The following is a 16,240-nucleotide window of genomic DNA, read 5'->3' on the forward strand; positions in this document are numbered from 1 at the left end:
CAATGCAAACCTGCGTCGCTGCGCTCCGACTGCCTGTCCAAATGGGCGTGGATCAGGTGTCCAAGTGAGCGTGGAACGAGTGTCCAAATGATCGTGGACTGGGTGTCCAAGTGTCGTGGAATCCGCAGCGTTGGCGGAAATTAATCAGTGCAGGGCGACAGCGCCTTTGAAAGAGGGGTTTCGTTGGATTGAAGAATATGAGACAGCTGAAAAAACGACGCCTAATAGATTCAAGGAAGACCAAGCTTTCAAAAGCGCCGAGCACTTTCTGAAGCACGAACAAAATATTCACTTGCAAGCGATGATTTATAGCCACCCTGAATTTGAACTGGCTATCGATAGTAATGACTTGGGGCGCAGGCTTTGGAACTTGGTGGGAACGAAGGATCCGACATTAGTATTTAATACCGCGCCCATGATTACCCGGGAGATTGAAATTCGTGAGTTACAGCCCTATGGGCTTACGGAAGAAGACGTGACGGTCACTATGGGTTTGAAGCAGGGAAAACTCTACGACCCAGAGGCAAGGATGAAATATGTAATGGCCATCCTCAAGCAGTACCATTATCTGATGACAAAAGGTCGTGATTTTGACGGCCAGTTCCGCCTCTACATGATTGAGCAGATGCAGGTAATTGCAGCTTGGAAGGAGGCCTAATCATGCGTCGACATCAGCACCGGTGGTTACTGGGCGTCGGACTGCTACTAATATCTGTCCTTATCGTTAAATTTGCGAGCACCTATTTATCAACTGATAGATCTTCCGCCAACTATAGGAATTCCCTTATGAATACTCGTGTGCTCGAGTTCGCATTAGGCGAACAAGGTGATGCCATTGTCCAACGTGCCAATTTTTCCATTCAACGCTCCGGGGTGAACAGCGTCCTGTTCTATACAGCTCAAAATGCTCAGCCAAAGCTTAGGCATCCAAAATACGGTTTAATATTCCCCTATGCCTACATGGTCCTTTTCTACGACAACGCCCGCGACACTTATGGGGTGGACGAAGTCGATATGAGCATCGAACTTCCCGACGCTCCACTTTTTGAAAAAATGACTGACCCGCAGCTTGAAGCATATGATCGGCAGGTTTATGAATTGGTAATGAATCTTCAGGCCAGCATTCAAGCAGTCGGTTGGCAACGATACATTATGCTGAGTGACCCCCGCCTAACTGGACGTATAACCTATCGTTTCAAAAGCAACTACCAAACACAAACAACCGACATGGACCCGAAGTTGATATCGCCACTTTTGGCCGACCCTAACTATCAACTTACCTGGGAGGAATGGCAAAATCTCAAGGGGGACTTTAATTGGCTATGGCAGGCCGAAGGCATGTTATTGGAAGTCCGCTATATGCGAGACTTCCGTACAGAGAGTTCTAAAAGACGTATTCTTGACAATTTGAATGTCATCCTCCAAACAACTAACAGCCTAAGCGGCGCCAGCCATCCCAACGAAGCCACACGCGCCAAATACGCCACAACCCTAGCAGGCGCCTTACTCCTGCGAATCAAGGCAGAAGAACAAGCACGAGCCCTGGGCTTACCCATCCTGGAAAGTTATCAAGACCCCACCATGGTCACGGGCGTGCCCGTGCCTTCGATGGAGAGCGTGGCAAAAGCCGAAGCCCTAAAACAAGCCCAAACCGCGCCACCGGAGCCGGTGTTACGCAAAGCCGCCGGCGAACTTTGCCCCCAGTCCGGGTGGTGGTTCACCCCCGCCCAAGTCAATTCCCGCCGTTACTTCCAACAAGGCACTCCTTTCCCCGCCATCGGCGACAGCAACTTCGGCACGACTTTCTGGCAGTGGAGTCCCGATCAATCCAACCCGAGGCTGTGACAACTGTCATGCCTTGGGCTTGGCCTTGCGGGGCTTGAGGTATTTGGTCAGGCCCTGGAACCACATCACCAGCGCCGGGTTGCCTTTGATCTGGATCGATTTGTCCTGAATGCCGGTCATGAACGCCAATTGCTTGTTCTTGGCCTGCATCGTGGCGAAGCCATAGGCGGCGTCCTTGAAGGCGATGGCGAACGCCGGTTCCGGGTACAGCCCGGATTTACTGGTGATGCGTTGGTTCTTGACCAGGAAGTGACGCGCCACCTTGCCGTCCAGGGTCTGTAATTGGAACACCAGCTCCTTGTCACCCAATTGCTGCTGAAACGCCGGGTTGGTGCGGCTGGCCTTGCCCATCAGCAAACCCAGCATCCACAGAAGAAAACGAAATTTCATGGGCACAGCCTCAATAGAAAAATGAACGGCCGGCGCAGTTTAGCGAGTTGGTTAAAGAACACCACAGTTACTGATCGTTAGGCGCAGATGGTGTGTTTTTTGCGGCTGATGACTACCAGGTCACGCATTTAAACCTCTCTGGGGTTAATCCGCGCCCACAAAAAATGGGCACCCAACCCGGTTGGCGTGCCCATTTTTCAATTCCGCGGGGGAGTTACGGGTTGACGCTGTCTTTAAGCGATTTGCCCGGTTTGAACGCGACGGTATTGCTGGCCTTGATTTTCACCGGCTCACCGGTCTGCGGGTTTTTGCCGGTGCGCGCGCCACGGTGGCGTTGCAGGAACGTGCCGAAACCTACCAGGGTGACGCTGTCCTTGCGGTGCAGCGCGCCGGTGATTTCTTCAAGCACTGTGTTGAGTACGCGGTTGGCCTGTTCTTTGGTGAGATCGGCTTTTTCAGCGATGGCGGCTGCGAGATCTGGTTTGCGCATAGGTGAAGCCTCTTTGACGGTTTTTTGTTGTTATGTCCGTGCCGCCCCCGGAGGGCGGCGCCAAGGCACCGCAGGCTCTACGCTGCGGCAGACGGGTGTGAGGATGGCACGCGCCCGACAGGGGCGCCAGTCTACTTGGGTGCTTTGTCGGCGCAAAAGCGGGGTGTATCCGACAGAACGACCTGTATTTACGCCAGCAACGCCGGAAGTTCCTTGTTCAGCGCCAGTTTGTCCATCAGCGCCGCGCCAGTGAGGGCATAGCCAAGCAATTGGCCGTCGGCGGCACGGCATAGCACCTTGATGTCGCCGCCCTGGCCTTCGACGGTCCAGTTGCCTTCCGCGCCCCGTGGCGGGGTGGAGACCACGAGCGGGCAGACCGGGGTTTTCACCGTGATCGGCATCGGCCCGTATTTGACCGCCGTCGGGTTGCCCACCAGGGTCTGTGCCAGGGCCTTGGAGCAGCTCATCAACGGCATCACGTACAGAAGGTTCAAGCCATCAACCTCGGCGCAGTCGCCCAGGGCATAGATATTGGCGTGGGACGTTTGCAGGTGGCGGTCCACCACCACGCCCCGGTTGACCACCAGGCCTGCCGCAGCCGCCAGGTCGATACGCGGGCGCAGGCCGATGGCCGATACCACCACATCGCAAGCAATCACCTGGCCATCAGACAGGTGCGCTTCAAGCCCCTCGGGCACCCGTTGCAGGCGATTGAGCACCGGCCCCAGGTGGAAACGCGCGCCAATGCCTTCAAGCCCGGCTTGTACCGCAGCGGCGGCGGCCGGGTGCAGCAGGGTTGGCATCACCTGCTCGCACGGTGCCACCAGTTGCACTTCGTAGCCGCCCAGGATCAGGTCGTTGGCGAACTCGCAGCCAATCAGGCCGGCGCCCAGCACCAGGACGCGGCGCTTGCCGGCCGCTGCGGCGCGAAAGCGCGCGTAGTCTTCCAGGTCGTTGATGGGGAAGATCGACTCGCCGGCGTCGCCCTGCACCGGCACGCGCACGGTTTCCGCGCCCCAGGCCAGGATCAGGTCGCGGTAGGCCACCGCCTCTTCGCCAATCCACAGGCGTTTGTGGCCCGGGTCAATGCCGCTGATGCGCGTATGGGTGCGAACCTCGGCCTTGAGCTGTTCGGCCATGGCGCCGGGTTCGGCCATGCTCAGGCCATCGGCTTCCTTGTTTTTCGCAAAACCGGTGGAGAGCATGGGTTTGGAGTAGGAGCGGCCGTCATCGGCGGTAATCAACAGCAACGGGGTGTCGCTGTCGAGCTTGCGAAACTCCCGTGCCAGGTTATAGCCCGCCAGCCCGGTACCGATGATGACGACAGGTGCGCTCATTGCTTTCTCCTTGTTGTTGGATGAGTGAAATCAGGCGATTTCGATCATTTCAAAATCCATTTTGCCAACGCCGCAGTCTGGGCACAGCCAATCTGCCGGGACGTCTTCCCAGCGCGTACCGGCGAGGATGCCATCATCCGGCCAGCCGTCCGCTTCGTTATAGATCAGGCCGCAGACCACACATTGCCACTTCTTCATTGCTTACTTCCTCGGTTTCTCAGGCTTTTGCTGGCGCGAACGGTCGATAGACGGTTTGGGATAAGGCTTGGGTTGCCGTTCGGCTCAGGGCGTTTTGTACTGATCGGGATCAACAGATGCAAGCACGTTCGACGCACATACCGCAGCCCACCGGGCAAAATCGCCGGGCAGCATGTTAAGCTCGCCGCCTCATTTGCTGCCAATAATGACCCGCCGTGCCGCATTCAATGCTCGCTGTCTGGCTGCCCCGCAGCCAGTTATCGCCCCTCCCCGCTGCGCAAACCCTCGCCTGGTTGTTCGACGAAGGCTCCCTGACCCGGCGCCTGACGGCGCTCTCCCACGACGCCTTCAGCGTCACCCCGCTATTCGAGGGCTGGCAGGTGCTGCGCGACGACGAGTGCGCCACCCTGCAACTGCCCACCGGCAGCGAAGGCTGGGTGCGCGAGGTGTACCTGCGCGGCCACGGCAAGGCCTGGGTGTTCGCCCGCAGCGTGGCGGCGCGCAGCGCCTTACAGGATGGCGGCTTGAACATGGACGAGTTGGGCAGCCGCTCGTTGGGCGAGTTGCTGTTCTGCGACCAGGCGTTCCAGCGGCGCGCCATCGAGGTTTGCCACTACCCGCGCCAGTGGCTGCCGGCCGAGTGCCAGGCCAGTGGTTTGTGGGGCCGCCGTTCGCGGTTCGATCGCGGCGCCCTCAGCGTCCTGGTGGCGGAAATCTTCCTGCCGGCCCTCTGGCACGCCGCCTGTGCCACCGAGGAGAACAGCTGATGTACCAACGCCTGCTCAAATCCCTGAACCACCTCAACCCCCGCGCCTGGGACTTTGTCCAGCTCACGCGAATGGACAAGCCCATCGGCATCTACCTGCTGCTATGGCCTACCCTGTGGGCGTTGTGGATCGCCGGCAAGGGCTCGCCGTCCCTGGCCAACATCGTGATTTTCGTGTTGGGCGTGGTGCTGACCCGCGCCGGCGGCTGCGTCATCAACGACTGGGCCGACCGCAAGGTGGACGGCCATGTCAAACGCACCGAACAACGGCCGCTGGCCAGCGGCAAGATCACTTCTAAAGAAGCGCTGGTGTTTTTTGCGGTGCTGATGGCTATCAGCTTCCTGCTAGTGCTGCTGACCAACGCGGCGACGATCTGGCTGTCGTTCGGCGGCCTGGCCCTGGCGGCCAGCTATCCGTTCATGAAGCGCTACACCTATTACCCGCAAGTGGTGCTGGGCGCGGCGTTTTCGTGGGGCATCCCGATGGCGTTCACCGCCGAAACCGGCAGCCTGCCTGCCACCGCGTGGTTGTTGTGGATCGCCAACCTGCTGTGGACCGTGGGCTACGACACCTACTACGCCATGACCGACCGCGACGACGACCTGCGCATCGGGGTCAAATCCACCGCCATTCTGTTCGGCGACGCCGACCGCGCCATTATCCTGACCCTACAAGTGCTGGCCCTGGGCGGCCTGCTGCTGGCCGGTTCGGCTTTTGAGCTGGGCGCCTGGTTCCACGCCGGGTTGCTGGTGGCGCTCGGCTGCTTTGCCTGGGAGTTCTGGTACACCCGCGACCGCGACCGCCTAAAGTGCTTCCGCGCGTTTCTGCATAACCACTGGGCGGGGTTGGCGATTTTCGTCGGGATTGTGCTGGATTACGGGGTGCGTTGAGGGCTGTGGGCGGGGCCGTGTTTTAGATCGCTATCGCGGGCTGGCCCGCTCCCACAGGGGTAGCACTCTTCAACTGTGGGAGCGGGCGGCGACTCGACCCAAGCTACGGCTTGGCCACTTTCCAGGCGCCGTCCATTTTGCCGTCGCCGGTCTTGTCCCCGGCCTGCTTGTCCATCACGAAGGTGTACAGCGGTTTGCCGCCATAGGCCCATTGCATCGTGCCGTCGTCACGCTTGATCGCCGTCCACTTGCCCATGTCCTTGTCGGTGGCAGCGGCGGCCAGCGGTGGCCAGTTGGTGGCGCACTTGTCGTTACACATGGACTTGCCGTCGGCATCCTTGGCGAAGGTATAGAGGGTCATACCCTGGTGATCGACCAACACGCCGTCCTGGCTCATCGCCGGGTCGGCAGCCAGCGCCAGGCTCGGGAGAATGAGCGCCGCGGCGGCCAGTAGGGCTTTGCAGGAGTAAGTCATGGAAACCGTCCTTTTGTGGTGGTGAGGATTCGGACTCCAAGCTTAGTTCAGGAACCCCTCCTACGCCGGGGGCCAAAAATACTGTCACACGACTGCAATAATTCCGTTATCTAATGCGGCGCAAGACAGTTAAATGACAAGAGGATTGAGCATGGTTGGCAGGAGCATTCTGATCGTTGACGACGAAGCGCCCATCCGCGAGATGATCGCCGTTGCGTTGGAAATGGCCGGCTACGACTGCCTGGAGGCAGAAAACTCCCAGCAGGCCCATGCCATCATCGTCGACCGCAAGCCCGACCTGATCCTGCTGGATTGGATGCTGCCCGGCACCTCGGGCATCGAGTTGGCCCGGCGCCTCAAGCGCGATGAGCTGACCGGGGATATCCCGATCATCATGCTCACGGCCAAGGGCGAGGAGGACAACAAGATCCAGGGCCTGGAAGTGGGCGCCGACGACTACATCACCAAACCGTTTTCTCCTCGCGAACTGGTGGCACGCCTCAAGGCCGTGCTGCGCCGCGCCGGCCCCACCGATGGCGAAGCGCCGATCGAAGTCGGCGGCCTGCTGCTCGACCCAATCAGCCACCGCGTCACCATCGACGGCAAACCCGCCGAAATGGGCCCTACCGAATACCGCTTGCTGCAGTTTTTCATGACCCACCAGGAACGCGCCTACACTCGCGGGCAACTGCTCGACCAGGTGTGGGGCGGCAACGTCTACGTCGAAGAACGCACGGTGGACGTGCATATCCGGCGCCTGCGCAAAGCCCTCGGCGAGGCTTACGAGAACCTGGTGCAAACCGTGCGTGGCACTGGTTATCGCTTTTCGACAAAAGGTTGAAGGCAGTTGCGAGTGGTTAGCGGCCAGCGGCAAGAAAAAGCCGGATCGCTCTAACTTGAAGCTTGCAGCTCAAAACTTGCAGCTGCTTTGAAGGATTCAAAGTGAACCAGAATTGGCATGGCACCCTGATCCGCCACATGCTGCTGTTAACCACCGGTTGCCTGCTGGTGGGGCTGATGAGTGGCTACTACGGCTGGAGCCTGGCCATTGGCCTGGCGGTGTACCTGGGCTGGACTCTCAAGCAGCTCCTGCGCCTGCACGAGTGGCTGCGCCAGCACAAACCCGACGAGCCACCGCCCGATGGCTATGGGCTGTGGGGCGAGGTGTTCGACAGCATCTATCACCTGCAACGCCGCGATCAACGGGTGCGCGGGCGCTTGCAAGCGGTGATCGACCGCGTGCAGGAATCCACCGCCGCCCTCAAGGACGCGGTGGTGATGCTCGACAGCGACGGCAACCTGGAATGGTGGAACCGCGCCGCCGAAACCCTGCTGGGCCTCAAGACCCCACAGGACAGCGGCCAACCCGTGACCAACCTGGTACGTCACCCGCGCTTCAAGGAGTATTTCGAGCAGGACAGCTACGCCGAGCCGCTGGAAATCCCCTCGCCCACCAACGATCGCCTGCGTATCCAGCTCTACATCACCCGCTACGGCAACAACGAACACCTGATGCTGGTGCGCGACGTGACGCGCATCCATCAACTGGAGCAGATGCGCAAAGACTTCATCGCCAACGTCTCCCACGAACTGCGCACGCCGCTGACGGTGATCTGCGGCTACCTGGAAACCCTGCTCGACAACGTCGAGGAGGTGAACCCGCGCTGGGGCCGCGCCTTGCAGCAAATGCAGCAACAGGGCGGGCGCATGCAGACGTTGCTCAACGACTTGCTGCTGCTGGCCAAGCTCGAAGCCACCGATTACCCCTCCGACAACCACCCCGTGGCGGTCGATACCCTGCTGCAATCGATCAAAAACGACGCCCAGGCCTTGTCCGGCCAACGCAACCAACGCATCACCCTGGAGGCCGACCCCGGGCTGGCGCTCAAGGGCAGCGAGGCGGAGTTGCGCAGTGCGTTTTCCAACCTGGTGTTCAACGCGGTCAAGTACACCCCCGCCGAGGGCAACATCCGCGTGCGCTGGTGGGGCGACGAGCAAGGCGCGCACCTGAGCGTGCAGGATTCAGGCATCGGCATCGACAACAAGCACCTGCCGCGCCTGACCGAACGTTTCTACCGCGTCGATTCGAGCCGCAACTCCAACACCGGCGGCACCGGGCTGGGGCTGGCCATCGTCAAGCACGTGCTGCTGCGCCACCGCGCGCGCATGGAAATCAGCAGCGTGCCGGGCCACGGCAGCACGTTCACTTGCCATTTCGCCCCGGCGCAGGTCACGCGGGTGTTGCTGGCCGACCCGGACTGAGCGGGTTAAGGCGCCAGCCTCAAGTGGGCGCTGGCTTGCCTGCGATGGCCGCCAGCAAGTCGCCCAGATTGCCCGCAGCACCTAAAGGCCACTAGGCAAGCGCCCTATCAGCCGCTACATTGCCTGACTTGCGCCTGCTCAGCAGGCCCGTAACACCCCCTTTTTGATTAGACGGAACCCGCAAAACTCCATCATGGACCCTTCCCCTGGCTTGACCTTCGCAACACTGTTCGCCGATTTCGGCATGATTCTTTTTGCACTTGTCCTGGTTCTGCTCAACGGCTTCTTCGTTGCGGCCGAGTTCGCCATGGTCAAGTTGCGCTCGACCCGCGTAGAGGCCATCGCCGAGCAGAACGGCTGGCGCGGGCACATCCTGCGCACCGTGCACAGCCAACTCGACGCCTACCTGTCGGCCTGCCAACTGGGTATCACCCTCGCCTCCCTGGGCCTGGGCTGGGTCGGTGAACCGGCGTTCGCCCACATCCTGGAGCCGCTGCTCAGCGCCGTGGGTGTGGAATCGGCTGAAGTGGTCAAAGGCGTGTCGTTCTTTACCGCGTTCTTCATCATTTCGTACCTGCACATCGTGGTCGGCGAGTTGGCGCCCAAGTCCTGGGCGATCCGCAAACCCGAGCTGCTGTCGCTGTGGACTGCCGTGCCGCTGTACCTGTTCTACTGGGCCATGTACCCGGCCATCTACCTGCTCAACGCCAGCGCCAACGCCATTTTGCGCATCGCCGGCCAAGGCGAGCCCGGCCCGCACCACGAACACCACTACAGCCGCGAAGAACTCAAGCTGATCCTGCACTCCAGCCGTGGCCAGGACCCCAGCGACCAAGGCATGCGCGTACTGGCTTCGGCCGTGGAAATGGGTGAACTGGAAGTGGTCGATTGGGCCAACTCCCGCGAAGACCTGGTGAGCATCGAGTTCAACGCGCCGCTCAAGGAAATCCTCGCCCAGTTCCGCCGCCACAAGTTCAGCCGCTACCCGGTGTACGACACTGAGCGCAACGAGTTCGTCGGCCTGCTGCACATCAAGGACCTGCTGCTGGAACTGGCGGCCCTTGACCACATCCCCGAATCGTTCAACCTGGCTGAGCTGACCCGCCCGCTGGAACGCGTCTCGCGGCACCTGCCGCTGTCGCAGTTGCTGGAACAGTTCCGCAAGGGCGGCTCGCACTTCGCCCTGGTCGAAGAAGCCGACGGCAATGTCATCGGCTACCTGACCATGGAAGACGTGCTCGAAGTGCTGGTGGGCGACATCCAGGACGAACACCGCAAGACCGAGCGCGGCATCCTCGCCTACCAACCCGGCAAGCTGCTGGTGCGCGGCGACACGCCGCTGTTCAAGGTCGAACGCCTGCTGGGCATCGACCTGGACCACATCGAAGCCGAAACCCTGGCCGGGTTGGTCTACGAAACCCTCAAGCGGGTGCCGGAAGAGGAAGAAGTGCTGGAAGTCGAAGGGCTGCGCATCATCATCAAAAAGATGAAAGGCCCGAAAATCGTCCTGGCCAAGGTGTTGATGCTCGATTAATCAACGCCCTCACTGCCCGCCCAACGCAAAGTTGGGCAAAGCCCCCAACGGTTGGTTGAACTGGTAGGGGATCGACACCAGCCCCAGCCCGGTATTGCGCTGCACCACAAAATGCAGGTGCGGGCCGCTGCTGTTGCCGGTGTTGCCCGACAGGGCCAGGGCGCTGCCCACCGCCACCCGTTGGCCTTCGCGCACACTCACCGAACCGCGCTTGAGGTGCAGGTACACGCCCATGGTGCCGTCGTCGTGCAGCACCCGCACGAAATTGCCGGCCGGGTCGGTGCCGCGGCCGCTCTGGCCGTTCTCGGTTTTCACCACCACGCCGCCACGCGCAGCGATGATCGGCGTGCCTTCGGGCATGGCGATATCGATGGCGTAGCGGCTCTTGGCGCCGAAATGGCTGTAGCTGCCATTGGCGCCCTGGCTCACGCGAAACGGCCCGCCCCGCCAGGGCAACGGGTAGCGATAGGCCTGGGCGACGCCTGAGGGGTCGCCCAGCGAGTAACGCAGCCGTGGGGTGTAGGCCAGCGGCTTACCGGCCCGCGTGGCCGTGAGCAGCGCCAGGCGCTGGTTGCTGCGCGCCGGCAGGATCTGGCGGATGGGCCCCGGCGGCGCGCCGCTGACATTTTTCAACCCGGCAAAGCTCAGCTCGATTTCCACCGGGGCGTACAGGTCATTGCGCACGAACACGCTGTCCACGCCCTTGTGCTGCTTGATATCCAGGCGTACCTGGCGCTCCAGGCGTTCAACCATGCGGTCGCGGAACACGAACGGCTGGGCCCCGCGTGACGGTCGGTCGCTGTAGGAAACCACGCCATTGGCGTCGGTGGACTTGTAGATCGTCATGGCCGCCGCCGAGCTGGCGACCACGCACAGACCACAGAAAACAAGCACGCGCGCGAACATGGGACGACGCTCTGTCAGAAAAGACGTGAAAGCAGCCTAGCAGCTGCAATCCATCAGCGTAGGGGGCCAATGTTGCAAGTTCAGGACGCCGGCGCGGCGGCGTTCAATTGCAGTACCGGGTAAGCCGCGCCCGTGTCCACCCAGCGAAAGCTGCCGGGCGCGGGCCGTAGGGTTTCCCAGTGCTCGGCACTCCATTGCAGGGCCAGCCAGGGTTGGCCGTATTCGTCCAGGTGATCGACTTTCCACACCAGCCCCGAGCCCAGCAGCAGTTGATAGCAGCGCCGTTCTTCGTCCGTGGCGTCGTCGGCCACCTGGGTGAGTTGGATGCCCTGGGTCAGCCACACTAGCCGCCCGCCCTCGACAAAGCCTTGGCTCACGCCCTCGCACAGTTCGCAGATCATCGCTGGCATCTCCTCAACGCAAAGGCTCGATGATGGCGCGAACCAGGCACGCTGCAAAAGCCCCAAGGGATGTCTGTCCATGTAGCAAGCGGGTTCGCCCGCTTGCTACGAGGGTCAGGCGCCGGGGACGAAGTGCTTTTGCGCCGTGCCGCGGGCGATGAGGCGGGAGATGTAGTCGAGTTTCTGCGCATCTTGGTCGACGAAGCGGAAGGTCAGTTGCAGCCATTCGCTGTCGGGCTTGGGCTCGTGGGCGACAACGGCGTGCAGGTAGCCGTTGAGGCGGGCGATTTCAGCGTTTTCGCCCTGCTCCAGGTCGAGCACGGCGCTGTCGAGGATCTGCGGCAGGGTGTCGGTGCGTTTAACCACCAACAGTGCTTCCTTGATGCTCAAGGCCTTAATCACGCAGGTTTGGGTGCCGCTGGGCAGGCGCAACTGGCCCTGGCCACGACCGCCAGTGACACTCGGCGCAGCGGACTTGACCGGCGGGCTGTTGAGCAGGCCCTTGGACGGCACCACCGGGGCGGAAGGCTTGACCACTTCGGCCTTGCCGCCGGTCAGGGCGCTGAGGGAGTCGTTGCCGAACGCCGAGTTCATCTTGGTTGGCGCGCTGTTCATCAAGGTGTCGAGCTTGCCGACCTTGTTCAGCGCCTGCTTGACCTTGGTCAGCAGTTGTTCGTTGGTGAAGGGTTTGCTCACATAACCGGAGACCCCAGCCTGGATCGCCTGGACAACGTTTTCCTTGTCACCACGGCTGGTGACCATCACGAACGGCATGCCCTTGAGCTGTTCTTGGCCACGGCACCAGGTCAGCAGTTCCAGGCCCGACATTTCCGGCATTTCCCAGTCGCACAGCACCAGGTCGAACGACTCGCGGGCCAGGATGGCCTGGGCCTTCTTGCCGTTCACCGCGTCTTCGATCTTGATGCCCGGGAAGTAGTTGCGCAGGCACTTCTTCACCAAGTCACGAATGAACGAAGCGTCGTCCACCACCAACACACTGACCTTACTCATCGACCACCCCTTTTAAAATCCCGGCAAGCATAACGCTGGCTGATGGCAATTCGCCAAAACTCTTCAGTCACGCCGGGACTTTTTTCGTTCGCGGGTGCTATGAATTCAAAAACCGCAAACAAAAACGCCCGGCCAGAGGGCCGGGCGCTTTTACTGGGCAACCTTACTTATCGTCAGCTTTGCCCGGAACATTAGCCTTTTCAGCGCTGGTGCCTTCAACTTCTTCCTTCATACGCGCCAGGCCCAAATGGCGCACGTCGGTGCCGCGCACCAGGTAGATCACCAACTCGGAAATATTGCGCGCGTGGTCGCCAATGCGCTCCAGCGAACGCAACACCCAGATGATGCTCAGTACCCGGGAGATGGAGCGCGGGTCTTCCATCATGTAGGTGGCCAACTCGCGCAGGGCGGTCTTGTATTCGCGGTCGATGATCTTGTCGTACTGGGCCACCGACAGGGCCAGTTCAGCGTCGAAGCGGGCGAAGGCGTCCAGGGCATCGCGCACCATGTTGCGTACCTGGTCACCGATGTGACGCACTTCGACGTAGCCACGTGGCGCTTCGCCTTCTTCGCACAACTGGATGGCCCGGCGGGCGATCTTGGTGGCTTCGTCGCCGATACGCTCCAGGTCGATCACCGATTTGGAGATGCTGATAATCAGCCGCAGGTCCGACGCCGCCGGTTGGCGACGGGCGAGGATGCGCAGGCACTCTTCGTCGATGTTGCGTTCCATCTGGTTGATCTGGTCGTCGATCTCGCGCACCTGCTGGGCCAGGCCGGAATCCGCCTCGATCAGCGCCGTCACGGCGTCATTGACCTGCTTTTCCACCAACCCGCCCATGGCCAGGAGGTGGCTGCGCACTTCCTCCAGTTCAGCGTTGAACTGGGCGGAAATGTGATGGGTTAAACCTTCCTTCGAAATCATGGTTTTGCTCCGCAAAAGCTGTAAGTCACAAGCTACAAGCTGCAAGTTGATCGGTGGCGCTGCGTTGAACCGCGCTTACTGGCCGCTTAAAGCTTGCGGCCCGTAGCTGCCCCCCAACTAGCCATAGCGACCGGTGATGTAGTCTTCGGTCTGTTTTTTCGCCGGGTTGGTGAACAGGGTGTCGGTATCGCCGAATTCCACCAGTTTGCCCATGTACATGAACGCGGTGTAGTCGGACACCCGCGCCGCTTGCTGCATGTTGTGGGTAACGATGACGATGGTGAACTTGGATTTGAGCTCGTAGATCAGTTCTTCGACTTTCAGGGTCGAGATCGGGTCGAGTGCCGAGCAGGGTTCGTCGAGCAGCAGCACTTCAGGTTCCACCGCGATGGTGCGGGCGATCACCAAGCGTTGCTGCTGGCCGCCGGACAGGCCCAGGGCCGATTCGTGCAAGCGGTCCTTGACCTCATCCCACAGCGCCGCGCCCTTGAGCGCCCATTCCACGGCTTCGTCGAGCACGCGTTTTTTATTGATGCCCTGGATGCGCAAGCCGTAGACCACGTTTTCGTAGATGGTCTTGGGGAACGGGTTGGGCTTTTGGAACACCATACCGACGCGGCGACGCAGTTCGGCCACGTCTTCGCCCTTGCGGTAGATGTTGTTGCCGTACAGGTTGATGGCGCCCTCGACGCGGCAGCCGTCCACCAAATCGTTCATGCGGTTGAAGGTGCGCAGCAACGTGGATTTGCCGCAGCCGGACGGGCCGATAAACGCCGTCACGCGCTGCTTGGGAATGTTCATGCTGACGTCGAACAGCGCCTGTTTTTCGCCGTAGAACAGGCTCAGGCCGGGCACTTCAATGGCCACGGTTTCCTGGTCCAGGTTCAGGCTCTGCTTGTCGCGGCCCAGGGCCGACATGTTGATGCCGTGGCTGTGTGTTTCGTGTTGCATGGTCGCACTCCGTTTGTAGCTGCAAGCTTCTAGCTGCAAGCCGCAAGATTTGAGCAAAGGCGGCTTGAAGCTTGCCGCTTGTGACTAAACGTACGTTTTAGCTGCAAGTTTTTAGCTGCAAGCTACAAGGTTTGAGCAAAAGCGGCTTGTAGCTTGCCGCTTGCCGCTAACAGCTTCAGCTGTCCAACGCTTTGTATTTTTCGCGCAGGTGGTTACGGATCCACACCGCTGACAGGTTAAGTGTGGCAATCACCAGTACCAGCAACAGCGCCGTGGCGTACACCAGCGGCCGCGCGGCCTCGACGTTGGGGCTCTGGAAGCCGACGTCATAGATGTGGAAGCCCAGGTGCATGATCTTCTGGTCCAAGTGCAGGTACGGGTAGTTGCCGTCCAGGGGCAGCGACGGCGCCAACTTGACCACGCCCACCAGCATCAGCGGCGCCACTTCGCCCGCGGCGCGGGCCACGGCGAGGATCATGCCGGTCATCATCGCCGGGCTGGCCATGGGCAGCACGATCTTCCACAGGGTCTCGGCCTTGGTCGCGCCGAGGGCCAGGGAGCCTTCGCGCACGGTGCGCGGGATGCGCGCCAGGCCTTCTTCGGTGGCCACGATCACCACCGGCACCGCCAGCAGCGCCAGGGTCAGGGACGCCCAGAGCAGGCCCGGGGTGCCGAAGGTCGGTGCTGGCAAGGCTTCGGGGAAGAACAAACGGTCCACCGAGCCACCCAGCACATAGACGAAGAAGCCCAGGCCGAATACCCCGTAGACGATGGCCGGGACGCCCGCCAGGTTGTTCACCGCAATGCGGATCAACCGGGTCATGGTGCCCTGGCGGGCATATTCACGCAGGTACACCGCCGCCAGCACGCCGAACGGGGTGACGATCATGGCCATGATGAGGGTCATCATCACGGTGCCGAAAATCGCCGGGAAGATCCCGCCTTCGGTGTTGGCTTCACGGGGGTCGTCGCTGAGGAACTCCCAGACCTTGCTGAAGTAGAAGCCAATTTTGGTGAAGGTGCCCATGGCGTTCGGCTGGTAGGCGTGCACCACTTTGCCGATGTCGATCTCGATTTCTTTGCCGTTGGCGTCGCGGGCGGTGAGGCTGTCGCGGTTGAACTGGGCGTGCAGGTCGGCCAGTTGTGCCTCGATGGCCTGGTAGCGGTTGTTCAGTTCGGCGCGGTCGGCGTCCATATCAGCCTGGGCGGCGGCGTCGAGGGTGCCGGCCAGTTCCAGTTTGCGGCCGTGCAGGCGCACCCGCTCAAGGCCGGCGTTGATGGCGCCGATATCGGATTTTTCCAGGGTCTTGAGCTGGGCGGCCAGGTTGCTCACGCGCTCGATGCGTGCTTGCAGTTCGGGCCAGGCTGCTTCGCCTTCGGCTACCACCTTGCCGGCCTCCTTGACGTTGACCAGGTAGCCGTAGAAGTTGCCCCACTCGCGGCGCTCCAGCGCCATCAGCTCGCGCGGGGTGGTCTGGTTGGTCAGCCAATCGCCGACGATCCAGGTGAAATCCGTGCCGTTGATGTCGCGGTTGCCGACTTTAATCAGCTCGCGGGTCATGAATTCCGGGCCGTCATCGGGCACCGGCAGGCCGGCGCTCTTGAGACGGGCGCGTGGCACTTCTTCCTTCTGCACCACTTCACCGACGATCAGGTGATTGGCCTGGCCCGGTACGTCGTAGTTGGCGTGGACCAGGTCGGCCGGCCAAAAATGGCCCAGGCCGCGCACCGCGATGACCGCCAGCAGGCCGATGGTCATGATGACCGCGATGGAAACCGCGCCACCGCTGATCCAGACGCCTGGGGCGCCGCTCTTGAACCAACCTTTCAGGGAGTTCTGTTTCACAGACTTCTACCT

18 protein-coding genes are annotated in these 16,240 nt (G+C 61.1%); 7 read left to right on the plus strand and 11 right to left on the minus strand.

Features of this window, described 5'->3' with window-relative positions; all coding sequences use genetic code 11:
* The first annotated feature begins 115 nt into the window (after nucleotides 1-115).
* Together AC19YR_RS17555 and AC19YR_RS17560 are read left to right on the plus strand one after the other, a co-directional pair.
* Complete coding sequence (locus AC19YR_RS17555) at nucleotides 116-658, plus strand: DUF2515 family protein (RefSeq protein ID WP_500599443.1); 543 nt, start codon at nucleotides 116-118, stop codon at nucleotides 656-658.
* A 128-nt stretch (nucleotides 659-786) separates the two neighbouring features.
* The gene (locus AC19YR_RS17560; protein WP_500599444.1) at nucleotides 787-1,845 is read left to right on the plus strand and encodes a hypothetical protein; all 1,059 of its coding nucleotides are present in this window, start codon (nucleotides 787-789) and stop codon (nucleotides 1,843-1,845) included.
* A gap of 6 nt (nucleotides 1,846-1,851) precedes the next feature.
* Here AC19YR_RS17560 and AC19YR_RS17565 read toward each other — a convergent pair whose 3' ends face one another.
* From AC19YR_RS17565 to AC19YR_RS17580, 4 genes are all read right to left on the minus strand, one after another.
* Nucleotides 1,852-2,235 (minus strand): helicase, encoded by a 384-nt coding sequence (locus AC19YR_RS17565; protein WP_095108667.1) that lies wholly within the window; start codon nucleotides 2,233-2,235, stop codon nucleotides 1,852-1,854.
* A 214-nt stretch (nucleotides 2,236-2,449) separates the two neighbouring features.
* On the minus strand, nucleotides 2,450-2,725 hold the full coding sequence (locus AC19YR_RS17570; RefSeq protein WP_095108666.1) for an HU family DNA-binding protein: 276 nt from the start codon (nucleotides 2,723-2,725) through the stop codon (nucleotides 2,450-2,452).
* Nucleotides 2,726-2,913: 188 nt separating this feature from the next.
* On the minus strand, nucleotides 2,914-4,062 hold the full coding sequence (locus AC19YR_RS17575) for an NAD(P)/FAD-dependent oxidoreductase (protein ID WP_095108665.1): 1,149 nt from the start codon (nucleotides 4,060-4,062) through the stop codon (nucleotides 2,914-2,916).
* Between the two features lie 30 nt (nucleotides 4,063-4,092).
* Entirely contained in the window at nucleotides 4,093-4,260 is a 168-nt protein-coding gene (locus AC19YR_RS17580) for a rubredoxin (protein WP_500599447.1), read from the minus strand.
* 215 nt (nucleotides 4,261-4,475) lie between these two features.
* Here AC19YR_RS17580 and AC19YR_RS17585 point away from each other — a divergent pair, with 215 nt between their 5' ends.
* Nucleotides 4,476-5,027: a chorismate--pyruvate lyase family protein gene (locus AC19YR_RS17585; RefSeq protein WP_500599449.1), complete on the plus strand. Its 552-nt coding sequence runs from the start codon at nucleotides 4,476-4,478 to the stop codon at nucleotides 5,025-5,027.
* Nucleotides 5,027-5,917 (plus strand): 4-hydroxybenzoate octaprenyltransferase, encoded by an 891-nt coding sequence (gene ubiA, locus AC19YR_RS17590; RefSeq protein ID WP_500599451.1) that lies wholly within the window; start codon nucleotides 5,027-5,029, stop codon nucleotides 5,915-5,917. The genes AC19YR_RS17585 and ubiA overlap by 1 nt, the downstream gene beginning before the upstream one ends.
* A gap of 103 nt (nucleotides 5,918-6,020) precedes the next feature.
* Here ubiA and AC19YR_RS17595 read toward each other — a convergent pair whose 3' ends face one another.
* Nucleotides 6,021-6,392, minus strand: coding sequence for a COG4315 family predicted lipoprotein (locus tag AC19YR_RS17595; protein WP_095108661.1), 372 nt, complete (start codon nucleotides 6,390-6,392; stop codon nucleotides 6,021-6,023).
* Nucleotides 6,393-6,543: 151 nt separating this feature from the next.
* On the opposite strand from AC19YR_RS17595, the gene phoB reads away from it, so the two are divergent.
* The 3 genes from phoB (at nucleotide 6,544) to AC19YR_RS17610 (ending at nucleotide 10,188) form a co-directional block, all read left to right on the plus strand.
* Nucleotides 6,544-7,233 (plus strand): phosphate regulon transcriptional regulator PhoB, encoded by a 690-nt coding sequence (gene phoB / locus AC19YR_RS17600; protein WP_095108660.1) that lies wholly within the window; start codon nucleotides 6,544-6,546, stop codon nucleotides 7,231-7,233.
* 137 nt (nucleotides 7,234-7,370) lie between these two features.
* Nucleotides 7,371-8,654, plus strand: a complete 1,284-nt coding sequence (phoR, locus tag AC19YR_RS17605) for a phosphate regulon sensor histidine kinase PhoR (protein WP_256576582.1) — start codon at nucleotides 7,371-7,373, stop codon at nucleotides 8,652-8,654.
* A 193-nt stretch (nucleotides 8,655-8,847) separates the two neighbouring features.
* Nucleotides 8,848-10,188, plus strand: a complete 1,341-nt coding sequence (locus tag AC19YR_RS17610) for a hemolysin family protein (RefSeq protein WP_095108658.1) — start codon at nucleotides 8,848-8,850, stop codon at nucleotides 10,186-10,188.
* A gap of 9 nt (nucleotides 10,189-10,197) precedes the next feature.
* On the opposite strand, the gene AC19YR_RS17615 is transcribed toward AC19YR_RS17610, so the two are convergent.
* From AC19YR_RS17615 to pstA, 6 genes are all read right to left on the minus strand, one after another.
* On the minus strand, nucleotides 10,198-11,094 hold the full coding sequence (locus tag AC19YR_RS17615; protein WP_500599454.1) for a peptidoglycan DD-metalloendopeptidase family protein: 897 nt from the start codon (nucleotides 11,092-11,094) through the stop codon (nucleotides 10,198-10,200).
* Nucleotides 11,095-11,174: 80 nt separating this feature from the next.
* Nucleotides 11,175-11,495 (minus strand): hypothetical protein, encoded by a 321-nt coding sequence (locus AC19YR_RS17620; RefSeq protein WP_095108656.1) that lies wholly within the window; start codon nucleotides 11,493-11,495, stop codon nucleotides 11,175-11,177.
* 114 nt (nucleotides 11,496-11,609) lie between these two features.
* Nucleotides 11,610-12,506, minus strand: coding sequence for a response regulator (locus AC19YR_RS17625; protein ID WP_095108655.1), 897 nt, complete (start codon nucleotides 12,504-12,506; stop codon nucleotides 11,610-11,612).
* Between the two features lie 163 nt (nucleotides 12,507-12,669).
* Nucleotides 12,670-13,431, minus strand: coding sequence for a phosphate signaling complex protein PhoU (gene phoU / locus AC19YR_RS17630; RefSeq protein WP_095108654.1), 762 nt, complete (start codon nucleotides 13,429-13,431; stop codon nucleotides 12,670-12,672).
* A gap of 117 nt (nucleotides 13,432-13,548) precedes the next feature.
* Nucleotides 13,549-14,382, minus strand: coding sequence for a phosphate ABC transporter ATP-binding protein PstB (gene pstB / locus AC19YR_RS17635; RefSeq protein WP_095108653.1), 834 nt, complete (start codon nucleotides 14,380-14,382; stop codon nucleotides 13,549-13,551).
* A gap of 175 nt (nucleotides 14,383-14,557) precedes the next feature.
* Nucleotides 14,558-16,228 (minus strand): phosphate ABC transporter permease PstA, encoded by a 1,671-nt coding sequence (pstA, locus tag AC19YR_RS17640; protein WP_095108652.1) that lies wholly within the window; start codon nucleotides 16,226-16,228, stop codon nucleotides 14,558-14,560.
* Nucleotides 16,229-16,240 lie beyond the last annotated feature (12 nt).

This window comes from Pseudomonas sp. MF08817 (genome assembly GCF_059862705.1).